This is a genomic window from Arthrobacter sp. SPT-J7 (assembly GCF_059089965.1).
Genome location: NZ_JBNHFF010000054.1, coordinates 1 through 16,178, shown reverse-complemented (window position 1 = coordinate 16,178; position 16,178 = coordinate 1). Strand labels below are relative to the sequence as shown.

General features: G+C 66.2%; 18 protein-coding genes. 2 read left to right on the top strand and 16 right to left on the bottom strand.

Features of this window, described 5'->3' with window-relative positions:
- Together AC5RWX_RS22085 and AC5RWX_RS22080 are read right to left on the bottom strand one after the other, a co-directional pair.
- On the bottom strand, nt 1–513 hold a 513-nt coding region (locus tag AC5RWX_RS22085), incomplete at its 3' end, for a type 1 glutamine amidotransferase domain-containing protein (protein ID WP_494098445.1).
- A gap of 220 nt (nt 514–733) precedes the next feature.
- On the bottom strand, nt 734–1,408 hold the full coding sequence (locus AC5RWX_RS22080) for a TetR/AcrR family transcriptional regulator (RefSeq protein WP_494098444.1): 675 nt from the start codon (nt 1,406–1,408) through the stop codon (nt 734–736).
- A 124-nt stretch (nt 1,409–1,532) separates the two neighbouring features.
- Between AC5RWX_RS22080 and AC5RWX_RS22075 the strand changes: the two genes are divergently transcribed.
- Complete coding sequence (locus tag AC5RWX_RS22075) at nt 1,533–1,799, top strand: hypothetical protein (RefSeq protein ID WP_494098443.1); 267 nt, start codon at nt 1,533–1,535, stop codon at nt 1,797–1,799.
- 56 nt (nt 1,800–1,855) lie between these two features.
- On the opposite strand, the gene panC is transcribed toward AC5RWX_RS22075, so the two are convergent.
- From panC to dacB, 14 genes are all read right to left on the bottom strand, one after another.
- Nucleotides 1,856–2,773 (bottom strand): pantoate--beta-alanine ligase, encoded by a 918-nt coding sequence (panC, locus tag AC5RWX_RS22070; RefSeq protein WP_494098442.1) that lies wholly within the window; start codon nt 2,771–2,773, stop codon nt 1,856–1,858.
- Between the two features lie 2 nt (nt 2,774–2,775).
- Entirely contained in the window at nt 2,776–3,669 is an 894-nt protein-coding gene (locus tag AC5RWX_RS22065; protein ID WP_494098441.1) for a Rossmann-like and DUF2520 domain-containing protein, read from the bottom strand.
- Entirely contained in the window at nt 3,662–5,293 is a 1,632-nt protein-coding gene (locus AC5RWX_RS22060; protein WP_494098440.1) for a PH domain-containing protein, read from the bottom strand. The genes AC5RWX_RS22065 and AC5RWX_RS22060 overlap by 8 nt, the downstream gene beginning before the upstream one ends.
- Nucleotides 5,290–5,802: a PH domain-containing protein gene (locus AC5RWX_RS22055; protein WP_494098439.1), complete on the bottom strand. Its 513-nt coding sequence runs from the start codon at nt 5,800–5,802 to the stop codon at nt 5,290–5,292. Before AC5RWX_RS22055 ends, AC5RWX_RS22060 begins: the two co-directional genes overlap by 4 nt.
- Entirely contained in the window at nt 5,783–6,331 is a 549-nt protein-coding gene (locus AC5RWX_RS22050; RefSeq protein WP_494098438.1) for a DUF3180 domain-containing protein, read from the bottom strand. The genes AC5RWX_RS22055 and AC5RWX_RS22050 overlap by 20 nt, the downstream gene beginning before the upstream one ends.
- Complete coding sequence (folK, locus tag AC5RWX_RS22045; RefSeq protein WP_494098437.1) at nt 6,328–6,873, bottom strand: 2-amino-4-hydroxy-6-hydroxymethyldihydropteridine diphosphokinase; 546 nt, start codon at nt 6,871–6,873, stop codon at nt 6,328–6,330. Before folK ends, AC5RWX_RS22050 begins: the two co-directional genes overlap by 4 nt.
- Nucleotides 6,870–7,262 carry a dihydroneopterin aldolase gene (gene folB, locus AC5RWX_RS22040; protein WP_494098436.1) on the bottom strand — a complete coding sequence of 131 codons (393 nt, stop codon included), beginning with the start codon at nt 7,260–7,262 and terminating at the stop codon, nt 6,870–6,872. Before folB ends, folK begins: the two co-directional genes overlap by 4 nt.
- A gap of 8 nt (nt 7,263–7,270) precedes the next feature.
- Entirely contained in the window at nt 7,271–8,191 is a 921-nt protein-coding gene (gene folP / locus AC5RWX_RS22035; RefSeq protein ID WP_494098435.1) for a dihydropteroate synthase, read from the bottom strand.
- Nucleotides 8,192–8,201: 10 nt separating this feature from the next.
- Nucleotides 8,202–8,846, bottom strand: a complete 645-nt coding sequence (folE, locus tag AC5RWX_RS22030; RefSeq protein WP_494098434.1) for a GTP cyclohydrolase I FolE — start codon at nt 8,844–8,846, stop codon at nt 8,202–8,204.
- 9 nt (nt 8,847–8,855) lie between these two features.
- Nucleotides 8,856–10,919, bottom strand: a complete 2,064-nt coding sequence (gene ftsH, locus AC5RWX_RS22025) for an ATP-dependent zinc metalloprotease FtsH (RefSeq protein WP_494098446.1) — start codon at nt 10,917–10,919, stop codon at nt 8,856–8,858.
- 269 nt (nt 10,920–11,188) lie between these two features.
- Complete coding sequence (gene hpt, locus AC5RWX_RS22020) at nt 11,189–11,740, bottom strand: hypoxanthine phosphoribosyltransferase (protein ID WP_041651844.1); 552 nt, start codon at nt 11,738–11,740, stop codon at nt 11,189–11,191.
- 30 nt (nt 11,741–11,770) lie between these two features.
- Nucleotides 11,771–12,829: a tRNA lysidine(34) synthetase TilS gene (gene tilS / locus AC5RWX_RS22015; protein WP_494098433.1), complete on the bottom strand. Its 1,059-nt coding sequence runs from the start codon at nt 12,827–12,829 to the stop codon at nt 11,771–11,773.
- 120 nt (nt 12,830–12,949) lie between these two features.
- Complete coding sequence (locus tag AC5RWX_RS22010; protein ID WP_494098432.1) at nt 12,950–14,083, bottom strand: zinc-dependent metalloprotease; 1,134 nt, start codon at nt 14,081–14,083, stop codon at nt 12,950–12,952.
- A 188-nt stretch (nt 14,084–14,271) separates the two neighbouring features.
- Nucleotides 14,272–15,795 carry a D-alanyl-D-alanine carboxypeptidase/D-alanyl-D-alanine endopeptidase gene (gene dacB, locus AC5RWX_RS22005; protein WP_494098431.1) on the bottom strand — a complete coding sequence of 508 codons (1,524 nt, stop codon included), beginning with the start codon at nt 15,793–15,795 and terminating at the stop codon, nt 14,272–14,274.
- Between the two features lie 155 nt (nt 15,796–15,950).
- Between dacB and AC5RWX_RS22000 the strand changes: the two genes are divergently transcribed.
- A partial coding sequence (locus AC5RWX_RS22000; RefSeq protein WP_494098430.1) for an inorganic diphosphatase occupies nt 15,951–16,178 on the top strand: 228 nt, incomplete at its 3' end.

Genomic DNA, 16,178 nt, shown 5'->3' with positions numbered 1-16,178 from the left:
GTTGAAGGCCGGGAGGTCATCCGGGTTGCGGCTGGTGACGAGGCCCTGGTCCACCACCACTTCCTCGTCCGTCCAGTTGGCGCCGGCATTCCTCAGGTCCGTCTGAAGGGTGTGGTAGGACGTGAGGTTCCGCCCGCGCACCACACCGGCTTCAATGAGCAGCCACGGTCCGTGGCAGATGGAAGCAACGGGTTTGTGCTGTTCGAAGAAGCTCCGGGTGAAGCTCTGGGCATCCTTGTCCACGCGGAGGTGGTCCGCGTTAACCACGCCACCGGGAAGGACCAAGGCGTCAAAGTCGGAGGCGTTCGCTTCCGCAACCGTTAGGTCGACGTCGAACGTGTCGCCTTTTTCCGTCCCTTTGTAACCCTGCAGCTTTCCGCTCTTCGGGGCCACCAAGGTGGGTTGGCCGCCGGCGTCCTTGACTGCCTGCCAGGGGCTGGTGAGTTCAACCTGTTCGACGCCGTCCGTCAACAGGAATGCGACCTTCTTACCTGCGATGTTATGTTCTGACACTTTTCCTCCTCGCTTGGGGCGGATGCCTCCTGGGGCGATGCGCGCGCGGCGGTACCGCTTCGCGAGTTGTTTGCCTGACAGGATCCAACCTAGGAACGCCGAAAGTAATAAGCAAGCTGAGCATCTTGGGCACCGTGCGGGGTCTGGAGGCCGGGCCGGCACGAGGTAACGTCAGTCCTGCGATGCATGGTGGTTGGGCTAGCGATGCATGGTGGTTGGGCTAGCTCCGGTGGTGCTCAATCAGCCAGCCGGCCATCTGCTGCGCGCGCCTGGCCGCCTGCATGTCGCCCTCGGTGGCAGAGATAATCGAACCCTTCATGAGGATGTGCCAGGACCGGGCAAACTCCTCCGGGCGGGTTAACCCTGCCTCTTCAGCCAGGGCCTGCACATGCCCGCGGATCTTGGCGAGGTAATCGATGCTGGCTTGGCCCAGCGGATGGGCCGGGCCCATTTCCAGCAGGACGTTGATGAAGGAACATGCTTCGAAATCCTCGCGCAGGAACCAGTCTCCGAAGACATCGAAAATGGCCAGCAATTGCTCGGCCGGCGTGTGCCCCCGGCGGCGTGCCTCCGAGACAATCGCATCCACTGTCCATTGCTTGTCCCGCTGTTCCAGGAAAGCCAGGACCAGCGAGTCCTTGGACGGGAAGTGCCGGTAGAAGGTTGCTTTGGCCACCCCTGACCGCTCAATCAACTCATTCACCCCAACGTCCCGCACACCGCGACGCGAGAAAAGCTCGTAGGCAACGGTCATGATCCGGGCAACGGATTTGGCGGTGGCGGTCTCCGGCGCGGGTGCTTCGGCGACCATGGGTGAAGGAGCCGCCGCGGAAGGCGTGGCTGGAGGTACGTGGTTCACCGCCCCGGACCGGGGAAGCTCCGCTTCTGGGTTCATAACATCTCCAGTTTACCGCCCGTGGTAAAGACAGACCGGTCTCCCCCCTGTAATGTTGCTTCCAGCGAGTGCTTACGACGCCGCAGAGGCCCCGGCCACTTCGGATTGGTGCAAGGAGGCCCCTATGTCAGCAGAACGGATGTTCCAGAGCGTGCCGTCAGACCCGGACCCCTGGATGGCCGGCGATACACCGGCCGAGATCCGTCAGTTCGCCATCGATTCACTCCGGTGGCAGGCCCAGGAACTCATCGATGAAGTGCTGCGCAGGGAAGAACCCGGGGAAGAGCTTGCAAGGGCAAGGCTCCGTCGCTGCGTCGCCAGGAATCCGGGCAGGCCGGAGCGCGCGCTCCTGGAACAATTGGTGGCCAACCGGGGCATACCAGGCATCTAGCTTCAAATCGCCGCGCCAGTTCGCCCCGGCCAATTCGAGCGGCCAACAGGACTCAGTTATGCGCTCAGCGGCATGTTGTCGATCAACCGCACCGGTCCCACCTTGGCGGCGATGAGTGCGAGGGCTTCGCCTCGAAACGGCGTCTCCCGGCAGTTCTCGGCCAGCGGCTCCAAAGTGGCCGGGTCAACCACATCAAAGTAGTCCAAGCCCACCAGGGGCTGGGACTCCACCATCGCCTGTGCTGACTCAAGATCGAGTGGTTCCCGCGCCTTCGCCCGCTCCTCAAGCAGCCGCAGTGCGCGGAACAGCACCAGCGCCGCCTCGCGCTCTTCCTCGGACAGGAAGCGGTTGCGGCTGGAGAGGGCCAGTCCATTCACGGCACGAACAGTCGGCACTGCAACGATTTCGACCGGGAAGTTCAGGTCTGCCACCATCCGCCGGACCAGCGCCAACTGCTGGGCGTCCTTCTGCCCAAAATAGGCGCGGTAAGCGGGCAAGCCCCCGTCCTCCGTCACCGAAGCGGGCAGCCCTGCCCCCGGGATTCCGTAGTGCAGCAGCTTGGCTACTACCGTGAGGGCACCGTCGAAGTGGCCGGGCCGCGAAGCGCCCTCCCACTTCTCCCCAAGCACTCCGGAGGTGACGCGCACCCGCGGCGGGCCGTCCGGGTACACCTCGTCCACCGACGGGGCAAAGGCCAGGTCCACGCCCTGCTCGTCAAGCAGCGTAAGGTCGGCGCCGAGCGTCCGCGGGTAACGGTCCAGGTCCGTGGCGTCGCCGAACTGCAGCGGGTTGACGAAGATGGTGGCCACCACAACGTCGTTTTGTTCGGCGGCGGTGCGGGCCAAGGCGGCGTGCCCCTCGTGCAGCGCACCCATGGTGGGCACCAGCCCCTGGGACGTGCCGCGCCTGGAGGCCAGGAGCCGGGCGCTCTCCGCGTGGAGGTCGGCAACAGTAGTGACGAGCTTGATGGACATCTTCAGTCTTCCTCCGGTTCCAGGGCCTTGCGCAACTCCCCCAGCTGGTCAGGTTTCAGCAGCCCGCGCCCCTCGGCGCGCAGTGCTGTGGCCCGTGCCATCGCCAGGTATGCCGCGAGCACATCCCCCTGCCCGCCGCCGTCGAACTCCCGCAACGCCTCGGCATGCGCCTTGACCGTTCCCGTGTCGCCACGCGCTACGGGGCCGGTGAGGGCGGACTCCCCGGAGGCTAATGCGTTCTCCAGGGTTGCCCGCAGCAGCGGACCCAGCATGCGCTCCGGCGCTTCCACTCCCACCTCACTCAGCAGCTCGGAAGCCTGTGCCACAAGGGTCACCAGATGGTTCGAGCCGTGCGCAAGTGCCGCGTGGTACAGGGTCCTGTCCGCCTCGGCAATGGCCACGGGCTCTGCGCCCATCTCCACTACCAGCGCCTGTGCAATCGGCAGCATGGCCGCATCCGCGGTGACCCCGAAGGTGCAGTCCAGCAGGCGGGTCAGGTCAAGGGTCATCCCGGTGAAGGTCATGGCCGGATGCAGAGCCAGCGGAACGGCCCCGGCAGCGCGTACCGGATGGAGCACCCCAACCCCGAACCGGCCGGACGTGTGGGCGACCAGTTGGCCCGGCTGCCATGCACCCAGTTTCGCGAGGCCTTCCACCAGATCCGGCAGGGCGTCATCGGGCACCGCCAGCAGCACCAGCTCGGCACGCTCCACGATGTCCTGGACTTCCAGGACGGGCACGCCGGGAAGCAGCGTTTCCGCCCGTTCCCGGCTTGCCTCGGAAACCGCTGAGACGCCGACGACGGCGTGTTCGGCCGCGCGCAGGGCGGCGCCCAGCACGGCACCCACCTTTCCTGCGCCCACGATTCCGACGCCGAGGCGTCCGGGTTTAGCCATGCTGCTGGCCTTTCTGCGTTTGGCCGGGGGTTTCGGCGGGCCTGGTTCCGGCAGGCGTAGTTCCGGCGGTTCCGGGTTCGGCGGGCGTAGTTCCGGCGGTTCCGGGTTCGGCGGGTCCTACCCCCGGAGCCACCTGCCGAAGCCACTGTTCCGTGGTCTGCCGCTTCCGCGCCAGCCGGGCGCGGGCGGATTGTTCGTCGAAGAGCGCCATCGCCTGCTCCACATCCGCCTGCCGAAGGCGCGGTGTGACCGGGCCGGCGGTGGTGTGCAATACCAGGTCGGCCAGGCGGAACCGGCGCGCCAACGGGCCCTGGTGCACTGCCATCGACTGGGTCCGCTGGTGCGGCACCACCACGAGTTCCCGCCACCAGCGGCCTGAGCGGATCAGCAGCGCGGTGTCCGTGGCCGTGAATCCGTTCCGGCGCCATCCCAGCGGCGCCAGGAGGCGCGCCCTGCGCGGAGTGGTGACGAATCCGCCGCCGGAATCCAGCCCCTGGAGCCCGGCACCGAACACGGCGGCAGGCTGCGGCGTGCCGGGGTCCGGAAGCACCAGCGCGAGGATTGCCATCACGTCGCCAAGCCTGCCCACCGGCAGGATCGTGGTCCGGCCCGAGCCCTCGCCGGCGCTTTCGACGATGCCGTAGCCAGCCACGTTGACCTGGATCCTGTACCAGCCAATCGCCCGCCAGAGCGGCGGCTGGATGACTTTCAATGCCTGGATCCGGCCGGGCGGAAGCGTCTGGGCCTGGGTATCCAGCAGCCCGTAGCGGAGCCGGATGCCATCAGGCGAGATGGCAGCGGTGAAGTTGTACCCCTTGTTGAACAGCCCCCAGTAGCTGGCTGCCAGTCCGAGCGCAGCCGGGATCAGGTACAGGTAGAACGCTGCATTGCCCGTGACGGCAGTCAGTATGACGGACGCCGCGCCGCCCAGCACCACAAAGACGCTCTGCTCGCTGAGCAGCAGGGAACCTACAAGGCGCGACGGCGGCACGGACAGTACGGGAAATTCCGGCGCCTCGGGTGCCGGCTCCTCGGGGCGGGAAGGATCCAGGGTCACCCCGGCGGCCCGCGCCAGGATGGTGGCCCGGAGCTGCCGGGCATCGTCCATCTTCAGGTAAGCCAGCCGGACAGCGGACTCCCCCGCGTCTGCCACCTCGAACTTGAGCTCGGCCAGGCCGAAGATCCGGGCCAGCAGGGGTTGCACGATATCGATGGCCTGGACGCGGTCAAGCCGCGCCTGGCGTTGCTGCCGGAAAATGAAGCCGGTGTTGACCCGGACGTAACCGCCAGACACCTGGTATTTGGTGAAGTACCAGGTGAGGATGAAGCCCAGCACCGCGATGAGCAGCATCACTGCGCCCCCGGCCAGCAGGAACGGTGCCCGGCCGGCGAATTCATCCTCGAGGATGGGCCGGCCCTGCAGCGCCCGCTCAAAGACGTCCCGGCCAACAAAGAAGCCGATGGCGGCAAGGGCCACCCAGCCACGCACGAAAGGAGAGGCCGGGTGCACCCGCAGCCATTCGCCGTCGGCCGCGGTGCCGGGCAAAGGGTTCGGCGCGGCACTTTCGAAGGCAGGGAAGGTGGCAGGGCCTCCAGGCTCCGGATGCGGCCCCTCTGCCGTCATAGTCCTGCCAGCCTGGCTTCGCCCCGGGCAGCGAGCTGCTCGCGCAGCCGCGCGCCCTCCGCTGCGGGCAGTCCGGGGATCTGGGCGTTCGTTCCCGGCGAGGCCGTGTGCAGCTTCAACGTGCACAGGCCAAGTGCGCGTTCCACGGGCCCGACTCCGATGTCCACGTACTGCATCCGGCCATACGGGACGGCCATGGTGCGCTGGAAGAAGATGCCGGTCCTGACCAGCAGGTCATCGTCCCGTTCGGCGTACCCGATGGCCCGCACCTGGCGCGGGATCAGCACCAGCCGCCACAGGGCGAGGACCAGCGCCACGGAGGGGACGGTGACGGCGAGCCACAGCGGCGGCCAGGCCCAGACGTCCAGGAGCACAAGCACCAGGGGCAAGGAAAGGAGGAGGACTGTGATGAGGTTCCCCAACGCCCACTGCACCAGCCGGACAGTGACGTATTTGGGTGAGACCCGCTGCCAGACGATTCCCGGCGGGTCAATCGCCTCGGTATGCATATTCGCCTTCCCCTGCGGCTTCTCCGCGTACCGCGCGGCCCGGTTTTCCGCCTGCGCCGTTGGTGTCGCCGTCCTCCGGCGGAATCTTGCAGAACCGCTCAACCAGCAGGCCCACCACTATCATCACCAGTCCGCCGCCGGCCATCGCCAGCGCCAACCAGGTGATGCCCTGGTTGCTGCGCAGGCTCCAGATCCGCAGCTGGTCCAAAAAGATCCCCACGTGCCAGCCGAGCAGGACTGTCCCGGCATAGGCGCAGGCCTGGGCCAGCACCAGCGTCCGGGCTGCGAGGAGCGGATCGAGCACCTTTTTCTTTTCTGTGCTGTTCGGCTTCTTGCTGTTGCGCCACCGTAGGACCCGGATGCCCAGGATCAGGGTGATGGCAACGATGACGCCCATGGTGGCCAGCGCGGTGAGGGGCAGGACGGGCGTGGCCATGCTGTAACGGCTTGTCACCACGGTGGCCGACCAGCCCGCCACGGCCAGGATGAAGCCGATGAGCAGGAGGCGAAGCGGATTGATGGGTTTCATCGCTCCTTCACCACCCCCGCGGCACGCAGTCCGTCAAAGTCGCCGAAGCCGTCGAACGGGGCGAGGTCGCCAAAATCCTCCGCCCGCGCGGCCAAAGTGCTGATGCGTTCGCCGTCCAGGGTGGCAGCCGGCTCAATAAGCGACCAGGGGTAGAGAACGAAGGCCCGGGTGGCAGCGCGGGGATGCGGCAGCGTCAGGACCGGATCATCGCTGCGGAGGTCGCCATAGGAGATGATGTCGACGTCGAGCGTGCGCGGCCCCCAGCGCACCTTCCGCACGCGGTGGTGCTTGTTTTCCACGGCCTGGCAGTGTTCCAGCAGCTTGTGCGGGGAGAGGTTGGTTTCCACGGTGATAACCATGTTCAGGAAGTCCGGCTGGCCGGGCGGTCCGCCGACGGCCTTGGTCTGGACAATGGGCGACACAGCGAGGAGGCGGATCTCGGGCAGGTCAACGAGGTCCGCAACCGCCTCGGTCAGCGTCTCGTTGCGTTCACCCAGGTTGCTGCCCAGGGCCAACACCACCTTGGAATAACCGGAGTTCATAGTCTTTCCCCCTGGACTGGTCTCTCCCTGTTGTTCCGGGCACGGTGGATACTGACGGCCACATCCCCGAAGGGCACCTCGATGGGCGCCTGGGGTTTGTGCACCGTGATGTCCACAGCCTGGAGCCGGAATTCGTTCAGCAGGCTGTCCGCAATACGGACAGCCAGAGCCTCTATCAGGTTCAGCGGTTCCCCCGATATCCATGCAGCAATACGCTGAGCCACCTCGCCATAGTGCGCGGTGTCCCGGACGTCATCGGATTCCGCCGCCTTGGTGAAGTCCAGATAAAGCACCGCGTCCACAACAAAAGGCTGCCCCTCGCGGCGTTCAAAATCAAAGACGCCGTGATGGCCGACGGCGGTGACGCCGGTCAGCGTAATCCTGTCCATGGCTGGGCCTACTGGCTGGTTCTTGTGACGGCCATGCGCGCGGCAACCTTAACGGCGTCCAGGCTGGGGCCGACGTCGTGCACGCGTACGGCCCAGACGCCTCGGTAGGCGCTGATGGCAGTGATCGCCGCGGTGGCGGCATCCCGTTCCTGCGGCGCAGCGGATTTGCCGGCCACCGTCAACAGGGTGCCAAGGAACCGCTTGCGGGAGGCCCCGACAAGGATCCTGTGGCCCAGGCTTTGAAGCTGGTCCAGGTTCTGCAGGAGCTCCCAGTTCTGGGCGTCATTCTTGGCGAACCCCAAGCCGGGATCGATGATGATCTGTTCCCGGCTGACCCCGGCAGCGTAGAGCTTGTCCCGAACTCCGGCCAGTTCGGCCACCACTTCCCCGGCAACGTCCTTGTACTCCGCCAGGGAGTTCATGGTGCGGGCGTCACCGCGGCGGTGGGTGAGGATGTAGGGGGCCCCGGAGGACGCCACGAGCTCGGCCATCTCCGGTTCCATGGTGAGGCCGGAGACGTCGTTGATGATGGCGGCGCCGGCCTTGAGGGCTGCGGCTGCGGTGGAGGCGTGGACGGTGTCGATGCTGACGAGGGCGCCGGCTTTCACCAGCGCCTCGATCACGGGGACTACGCGCTGCTGTTCTTCTTCCAGGCTGACATCCTCTGCGCCTGGGCGGGTGGATTCGCCGCCGACGTCGATGATGTCCGCGCCGGCGTAGAACATCCGGAGGCCGGCAGCTATGGCGGTGTCCGCCGTCGCGTGCTCGCCGCCGTCGCTGAAGGAGTCCGGGGTGACGTTGACGATGCCCATCACCAGGGTGCGGTCTGTGGGCAGGTCTTCAAACCGGGCCGCCGGCCGCGGCTTGCGCAGGATGGGGAGCGGAGAGGTTGCGGGGCCGGTTCCCGGCGCTGCAGCTAGTGAATCCATGGTCTGATGATTACCTTCCGAGGATGAGGCTCATGGCTTCGGCACGGGTGGCCGGGTCATGAAGCTGCCCGCGGACCGCACTGGTGACGGTCTTTGCTCCGGGCTTGCGGATACCGCGCATGGACATGCACATGTGTTCGCATTCGACGACGACGATCGCGCCACGGGGCTTGAGGTGACTGACCATCGCTTCGACGATTTCAGTGGTGAGGCGCTCCTGCACCTGGGGGCGGCGGGCGTACATGTCCACCAGCCGGGCCAGCTTGCTCAGCCCGGTCACCTTGCCGTCGTGCGAGGGGATATAGCCTACATGGGCCACCCCGTGGAACGGCACCAGGTGGTGCTCGCAGGTGGAGTAGAACGGGATGTCCTTGACCAAAACGAGCTCCTCATGGTCAAGGTCAAAGGTGGTGGAAAGGATCTCGGCTGCATCATGGTGCAGCCCGGCAAACATCTCGGCATAAGCCTTGCCCACCCGCTTGGGGGTGTCCACGAGGCCGCCGCGGTCCGGGTCCTCTCCGATGGCCAGGAGAATCTCACGGACAGCTGCCTCTATCCGGGGCCGGTCCACTTTTGGGTGTTTGGAGGAGTGGTGGGCGCCGCCCTCCACCGGATGTACGGCGGAAGCGGGAACGTCGTCGTCGAAGTGGGTCACGGTAGAAGCTTAGCCGCGAAGGGCGTCAGGCCCCGAGTCCGGGATGCCTCCCTGGAACGGTGCGTCCTCCGGAACTCCCTGAGGATGCGGCGGCTGGGCATCCAGCGGCTCGTCCAGGCGGGCCTGCTTGGCTTCCTCCTGGGCCTCGCGCTCTGCCTTTTCCTGGCGCGATTCCACCGGGCCGGCGGTCTGGACCGGACGGGTTTCCTTGGACAGCCACACCTCACGGAAATCACGCTTGCGGATGTCGCGGAAGATGTCGGCGATCTCGGACTGGTTCAGCGTTTCGCGTTCCAGCAGCTCGAGGGCCAGGCGGTCCAGGACGTCCCTGTTCTCGATGAGGATGGCGTAGGCCTCGTCGTGGGCCTGGTCAATCAGCCGGCGCACTTCCTCGTCCACGACGTACGCGATCTGGTCCGAGTAGTTGCGCTCGTGCCCGGCGTCGCGGCCCAGGAACGGCTCCCCGCCGCCCTGGCCCAGACGCACCGCGCCAACGCGTTCGCTCATGCCGTATTCGGTCACCATCTTGCGGGCGGTACCGGTAGCCTTCTCGATGTCGTTGGAGGCGCCGGTGGAGGGATCGTGGAAGACGATTTCCTCGGCGACACGGCCGCCCATGGCGTAGGCCATCTGGTCCAAGAGCTCGTTGCGGGTCACGGAGTACTTGTCGTTGTCCGGGACCACCATGGTGTAACCGAGCGCCCGGCCGCGGGGAAGGATGGTGATCTTGGTGACCGGCGCGGAGTTCCGCAGCGCGGCTGCCACCAGGGCGTGGCCGCCCTCGTGGTACGCGGTGATCTTGCGCTCGTGTTCCTTCATCACGCGGCTGCGCTTCTGCGGGCCGGCCATAACGCGGTCGATGGCCTCGTCCAGAGCACGGTCATCGATGAGGTTGGCGTTGGAGCGGGCGGTGAGGAGCGCGGCCTCGTTCAGCACGTTGGCCAAGTCCGCGCCGGTGTAGCCGGGGGTCTTTTTGGCCACGGCCTTGAGGTCCACGCCGGGCGCCATGGGCTTGCCCTTCGCGTGAACCTGCAGGATCTGGTCGCGGCCGATCAGGTCCGGCGCTTCCACGCCGATCTGGCGGTCAAAGCGGCCAGGTCGCAGCAGCGCGGGGTCAAGCACGTCGGGACGGTTGGTGGCAGCGATCAGGATGACGTTGGTCTTGACATCGAAGCCGTCCATCTCCACCAGCAGCTGGTTGAGGGTCTGCTCACGTTCGTCGTTGCCGCCGCCGATGCCGGCACCGCGGTGGCGGCCGACGGCGTCGATTTCGTCCACGAAGATGATGGCGGGCGAGTTGGTCTTGGCCTGCTCAAAGAGGTCGCGGACACGGGATGCGCCCACACCGACGAACATCTCCACAAAGTCCGAGCCGGAGATGGAGAAGAAGGGGACGCCGGCCTCACCTGCGACAGCCCGGGCGAGGAGGGTCTTACCGGTGCCTGGGGGGCCGTACAGCAGCACGCCCTTGGGGATCTTGGCGCCAACAGCCTGGAACTTGGCCGGTTCCTGCAGGAATTCCTTGATCTCCTGGAGTTCTTCCACGGCCTCGTCCGAGCCTGCCACGTCAGCGAACGTTACCTGCGGCATGTCCTTGCTGACCATCTTGGCCTTGGACTTGCCGAACTGCATGATCTTGGAGCCGCCGCCCTGCATGCGGGTCATCAGGAACCAGAAAAGCGCGCCCAGGAGGATAACCGGGATGAGGAGGGAGAGCAGGCCGGAGAACCAGTTGCTTTCGATCGGCTGGTCCGTGTAGCCGCCGGTGGGTGCAGAAGCGGTGACAGCCCGGACAACGTCCTGGGCGCGGGCGTCAACAAAGAAGAACTGGACGCTCTTGCCCTTGTCCTGCCCGTCCTGCTGGTAGTTTTCCTTCAGCACGAGGTCAACGCGGTTTTCACCGTCGAAGATCTTTGCCTGCTCAACGTTGTTGCCGGCAAGCAGTTCGAGGCCCTTGTCAGTGTCAATCCGTGCGGCACCGCCGGGAGCCAGCGTTGCAAAAGCCACCAGGAGCATGCCGATCACGACAACGATCCAGATGCCCGGGCCCTTGAAGAAGTTCTTAGCTTTCATCTGTGTCGGGGGCTGGCCCCGTCCCTCCTGGTAGTGCTGCACGGCGACTAGTCTGCGCGCGTGATGGTGCTGCGTCAGCTTCTAGCTATACACCGTCCGGAGTAGATCACGCATGGTGCAGGGCAAAAGTTCCCTCTGGGCGTAGTGGCCCCTGGCACTCCCGCTGCGGCCCTTCCTGCGCCTGTCTCCCGGGGCTCTGCCGGCATCATCTGCGGCCAGGATAATACGCCGGGCATACGGCGTGGTGGCAATGTCCTCGCCGGCGGAGCCTACTCGTAAACGTGCGGCGCGAGGGTTCCCACGAAGTCGAGGTTGCGGTACTTCTCGGCGTAGTCCAGGCCGTAGCCCACCACGAATTCATTGGGGATGTCGTAGCCGACGTACTTGACGTCGATTTCCACCTTGGCGGCGGTGGGCTTGCGGAAGGCCGTGCAGATTTCCACGGAAGCCGTGCCGCGCGATTCCAGGTTGGTCTTCAGCCAGGACAGCGTGAGGCCGGAGTCGATGATGTCTTCAACGATCAGCACGTCCTTGCCCATCAGGTCCGTATCCAGGTCCTTGAGGATGCGGACAACGCCTGAGGACTGGGTGCCGGACCCGTAAGAGGAAACAGCCATCCAGTCCATGGAGATGTGGCTGTGGAGGGCGCGGGCAAGGTCAGCCATAACCATGACGGCACCCTTGAGGACGCCCACAATGAGGATCTCGCGGCCCTCGTAGTCCTTGTCGATCTGGGCAGCGAGCTCCGTGATCCGCTGCTGGATCTGCTCCTTGGTGTAGAGAACGTGCTTGAGGTCTGCCTGGACGTCGTTTGAATCCACCAATGGCTCCTGTGTAGATGCGGGGTGCGACTATTTTGCGGGCTGTTTTTGCGGCCGGAGTACTAGCTTCCCACAGCGTGCGGGTCTGCGGGGAACGGATGTGCCGTTATCCGCTGCCACAGAGCCCTCCGGTTCCGGGACGCCTTCCAGCTGCGTCAGCGACAAGCGGAAGACGCTCACTCCCCCCGGCAGTTCAACGGGACCCGCAGAGCCCTGCCGCCGCAGTAGCGCTTCCGCGGCCAGAAGGCGCTGGTAGCTGGGTTGCTGCCCGCCGACGTCGGCCGCTGCTTTGGCGATCACGCGGAACCTGATCGCCGGTGCCAGGGCGCGCAACGCGTCCTCAGGCAGGCTCAGTTCCTGGCCGTTCCGCTCCACCAGGGACGTGAAGGTGGCTTCCGCCACATCCTCCAGGTAGTCGGCGTCCAGCTGCAGGATGGATGCCGTCCGGGCGAGGGATTCCGCGACGCCCGGGCCAAGTTTTTCCTCGAGGTGCGGCAGCACTTCCACCCGCGTACGTGACCGGGCGAAGGCGGGGTCCGAGTTGCTGGGATCGTGCCACGGCTTCAGTTCCTCCACGGCGCAGATCTCCTCGGTGTCCGCGCGGCGAAGCCCCAAGAACGGGCGAAGCAGCCTACCGCGGGCCGCCCTCATTCCTGCGAGCGAACGTGTCCCCGAGCCCCGTGCCAGCCCCAGCAGCACCTGTTCGGCCTGGTCGTCCAGGGTGTGGCCCAACAGGATGGCGTCCGCGCCCTGGCTCCTGGCAGCAGCTTCCAGCGCTTCATGCCTGGCTTCCCTCGCGGCGGCTTCGGGGCCGAGGCCTTCTCCGGCCACTGTCACGGTCCGGATTTCCACGGGGGCGAGGCCCAGTTCCTGCAGGACGCGGGCTGTTTCCGCCGCCACCTCTCCGGAGCCCTCCTGCAGCTGGTGGTCCACCACCACTGCGCCCACAGTTACAGGATCGCCGTCCACGTGCCCGCGGCGGGCGAAGTAGGCAGCCACCGATGCCAGGGCGAGGGAGTCCGGGCCGCCACTGCAGGCCACGATGACGTGGTGGGGATAACCGGCCTGGGCCAGGGCGTCCTGGAGCATTTTGCGCGCTGTGCCGACGACGGGCGCCAGCCTCCCGGGCCGCCGTCGGCCGCTGCGGTGTGGAGAAGCGGTGACAGGTGCCGTGGGCGGAGGCGCGTCAGGCAAGGTGCTATCCGGCAATCAGAGCCCCATCCGCTCAAGCCACAGCTTGGCGTCGTAGATCTCAGGTTCAGTGGGCAGGTGGTCCGCCGACTCCCAGACCCTGTTGAAGCCTTCCATTCCCGCGACGTCCACTACTGCACGGACGAAGCGGGCACCATCTGAGTACTGGCGCATCTTGGCATCCAGGCCGAGGAGGTTGCGGATGAACTTCTCGATCACGCCGCGGTCCTTGCCGCGGTCGTTGAAGCGCTGCCGGATGGTCTTCACTGACGGCACGATACTTGCGTCCACGGCGTCCATCACCACGTTGGCATGGCCCTCGAGGAGGCTCATCACGGCGGTCAGGTGCGAGATGGCCGCCTTCTCCTCCGGGTCCTGCAGGAGGTCCAGGATGGCGCCACGGCCGGGGGTGTTTCCATTGCCGGTCCGGTCTTTCAGCGAGCGGGCAGCGGCAGTGGCCCGCTCCATCAGGGTGTCAACGTTGCCCAGCAGGTGCCCGCTGAGGTCATCGATTTGCTGCAGCATATGGTGCCGCAGCCAAGGCGCCGCCGCAAACTGCACCCGGTGCGTCTGCTCATGCAGGCACACCCAGAGGCGGAAATCCTCGGGGGTGACGTTCAGTTCACGCTCAACGGCCAGGATGTTTGGCGCCACCAGGAGCAGGCGTCCGCCTGAGGGTGCGGTGGAACCTTCGGCAAGGGCGGCAAACGGATCGTACTGGCCCAGGACCTTGCTCGACAGGAAAGCCAGAACGGCGCCCAGCTGGCTGCCGGTGATGGCGCCGCTGACGCCGGCCGCGGCCGGGCTCACGTTTCCACGGCGGTTTTCGAGCATCTTTTCCATGGCTGGCTTCAGCATGACGGCGAAGCTTTGGGTGTTGGCTTTTGCCCACGAGGCCCGGTCCACCACCAGCACGTTTGAGTCCCGGAGGTCCCTTGCCGCTTCCAGCCCGGTGATCTCATGCACGTGTTCAACCGAAGCATCGGCAAGCCGGCGCAGGCTCTCCACCGCGTCACCGATGGCCGCCTGGTTCAGGACAGGACCGGCAGGAGCCAGCCGCGCCGCGGTGGAGGCGGCGAGGTCCCAATTGATCAAGGCCGAGGCCTGGCTGGACAACGTTTGGGCTGACGACTCACCTGCAGTGGACTCCATAGGTCCCATCAGAACACAGCAGGCTGTGGATCGTCCTTAAGTTCGCTCACCGGCGAACCCGGCGGACCGACCGCTGTCAGCTCAGCATAAACGGCCAGGGACCGCATAAGCGGTGCTGGCCGGGGCCGCTCATAGGGTCAGCACCGCGCATATCCATCCGCGTCCCGAGTCGTAGCGGCAGCAGCGCCCTAACGGCAGCCGCAGCCGGCGAGCGCCGTCGCGGCCCTGTCCAGTGCCACCCTGTTGCCTGCCGTGCCTGGAGTGAGGCCGTTGCCGATGAAGGAGAAGACCAGGAGGCGGCCGTCGGCATCAACCACGTAGCCGCTGAGCGCGAGCACCGTGTTCAGGGTGCCGGTCTTGGCGCGGACCAGTCCTGCGCCGCGGACTGTTAAGTCGTCGCCGTAGCGGGTGTCCAGGGTTCCGGTGAGGCCGGCTACCGGAAAGCCGTTTAGGGCGGCGCGGAGCCTGCTGTCTGTGCCCGAGGTGATGGCACGCACCACCTCCGTGATCTGGCGGGCGGACACCTGGTTGCCCATGGCCAGTCCGCACACATCCACGAGATTCATGCCGTCGACGGGGATTCCGGCGTCGGCGAGCTGTGCCCGGACCACGGCCGTCGCGCCGTCGTTACTGCCTGGCTGGCCTGCGGCTACTGCCGCCAACCGCCCCAGGACTTCGGCGAGGTAGTTGTCCGATTCCTGCAGCATGTGGGCCACCTGCTCCGCTACCGTAGCCGACTGCACCCCGGCCAGGATGGCGGGCTCGCCGCCTCCATCTTCGGCCGGTTCACCCGCTGGTGCCGGCTGCGGGATACGTTCGACGCCGGCTGCCACCGTCAGCCCCACGGCTGCACCTGCCGTCCGCAGCCGGGCCGCGAACTCCTCGGCCACAGTGATGGCTGAGTCCTGTGGGCGGGGGCCGGTGGTGACGGCGGGATCATAACGGCCCGAGTTCAGGGCCAGCGGGTGCAGGGGCGCCACTTCCCCGGCCGCCACGTCCCCTCTCTCCCACGCTGGGTTCAGGGCAGGGCCTGTGAACAGGGAATCGTCCACGAGGACCTTAATCTCCCCGGCGGTTCCCGCTGCTGAAAGCGCCTCCACCGTTTGGGCAGCCAGCGTGGCCAGTCCGGCATGGCCCATTACCAGGTCCTCGTTCGATTCCCCCGGCCCGAGGAGGACGTCACCCCCGCCCACCAGCACCACCTGCCCGGCGGCCGGGCCCGCCACTACTTCCGTGGTAAAGCGGTGCCCGGGGCCAAGGGAACGCAAAGCCGCCACCGCGGTCAACAGCTTCATGTTCGAAGCCGGCACCCTGTTCTCGGATCCCCCGCGGTCAAAAAGGGCCTGGCCCGTGAGCGCATCCTGGACCACCCCCGTGAAGGTACCACCGCCGTCGGCCTTCAACAGGGGTTCCAATTGGGCGCTGACGCTGGCCGCGAGGGGAACGGCAGCCGAGTCATTCAGAGGCGCAAGCCCCAGCCCGGGCGAAAGCGTGGCCGGGGGCTGCTGCCATGCCGGCGCCGGCGGAGCGGGGGCAGGTGGTTCGGGGCCAAGGAATCCAGGAGCTACCAGCAGGGCCGCGGGCACCATAAGAACCACCAGCAGGGCCGTCTGCAAAACCGAAGGCCAGGACCTCCACAGGCCGGAAATGCCCGACGTGAGACCGTGGCGGGCACGGTCACGCCACGGTTCCGCGGCTGTTGGTTTGGTCATGCTGGTGCTGGTCCTCAAGTCCTGAAATATCCCCACAAGTTCCTGATTCCAGGGCCTCTCGCTATATCCTCAATAGTAGTCGGCGGCACGGACACTCCTTTTTGGTGAGCCGTCAGGTGTGCCGCGAACCCCCTGCAATTGCCGAGGAGCATTCCATGAAGCATGACGTGACCATCGAGATCCCCAAGGGATCACGCGTCAAGTACGAAGTTGACCACGAGACCGGCCGCGTCCGCCTGGACCGCGTCCTCTTCACCTCCATGCAGTACCCCACGCATTACGGATACTTTGAGAACACGCTCGGCGAGGACGGCGACCCGTTGGATGCACTGGTGCTCCTCCAGGACTTCGACCTGCACCCGGGCGTCATTGTTGAGTCCCGG

What these genes read in the sequence shown, in the direction of transcription:
- AC5RWX_RS22080 (WP_494098444.1), bottom strand. Translation starts at nt 1,408, where the DNA reads ATGAACCCAGAAGCGGAGCTTCCCCGGTCCGGGGCGGTGAACCACGTA.
- AC5RWX_RS22075 (WP_494098443.1), top strand. Translation starts at nt 1,533, where the DNA reads ATGTCAGCAGAACGGATGTTCCAGAGCGTGCCGTCAGACCCGGACCCC.
- panC (WP_494098442.1), bottom strand. Translation starts at nt 2,773, where the DNA reads ATGTCCATCAAGCTCGTCACTACTGTTGCCGACCTCCACGCGGAGAGC.
- AC5RWX_RS22065 (WP_494098441.1), bottom strand. Translation starts at nt 3,669, where the DNA reads ATGGCTAAACCCGGACGCCTCGGCGTCGGAATCGTGGGCGCAGGAAAG.
- AC5RWX_RS22060 (WP_494098440.1), bottom strand. Translation starts at nt 5,293, where the DNA reads ATGACGGCAGAGGGGCCGCATCCGGAGCCTGGAGGCCCTGCCACCTTC.
- AC5RWX_RS22055 (WP_494098439.1), bottom strand. Translation starts at nt 5,802, where the DNA reads ATGCATACCGAGGCGATTGACCCGCCGGGAATCGTCTGGCAGCGGGTC.
- AC5RWX_RS22050 (WP_494098438.1), bottom strand. Translation starts at nt 6,331, where the DNA reads ATGAAACCCATCAATCCGCTTCGCCTCCTGCTCATCGGCTTCATCCTG.
- folK (WP_494098437.1), bottom strand. Translation starts at nt 6,873, where the DNA reads ATGAACTCCGGTTATTCCAAGGTGGTGTTGGCCCTGGGCAGCAACCTG.
- folB (WP_494098436.1), bottom strand. Translation starts at nt 7,262, where the DNA reads ATGGACAGGATTACGCTGACCGGCGTCACCGCCGTCGGCCATCACGGC.
- folP (WP_494098435.1), bottom strand. Translation starts at nt 8,191, where the DNA reads ATGGATTCACTAGCTGCAGCGCCGGGAACCGGCCCCGCAACCTCTCCG.
- ftsH (WP_494098446.1), bottom strand. Translation starts at nt 10,919, where the DNA reads ATGAAAGCTAAGAACTTCTTCAAGGGCCCGGGCATCTGGATCGTTGTC.
- tilS (WP_494098433.1), bottom strand. Translation starts at nt 12,829, where the DNA reads ATGCTCCAGGACGCCCTGGCCCAGGCCGGTTATCCCCACCACGTCATC.
- AC5RWX_RS22010 (WP_494098432.1), bottom strand. Translation starts at nt 14,083, where the DNA reads ATGGAGTCCACTGCAGGTGAGTCGTCAGCCCAAACGTTGTCCAGCCAG.
- dacB (WP_494098431.1), bottom strand. Translation starts at nt 15,795, where the DNA reads ATGACCAAACCAACAGCCGCGGAACCGTGGCGTGACCGTGCCCGCCAC.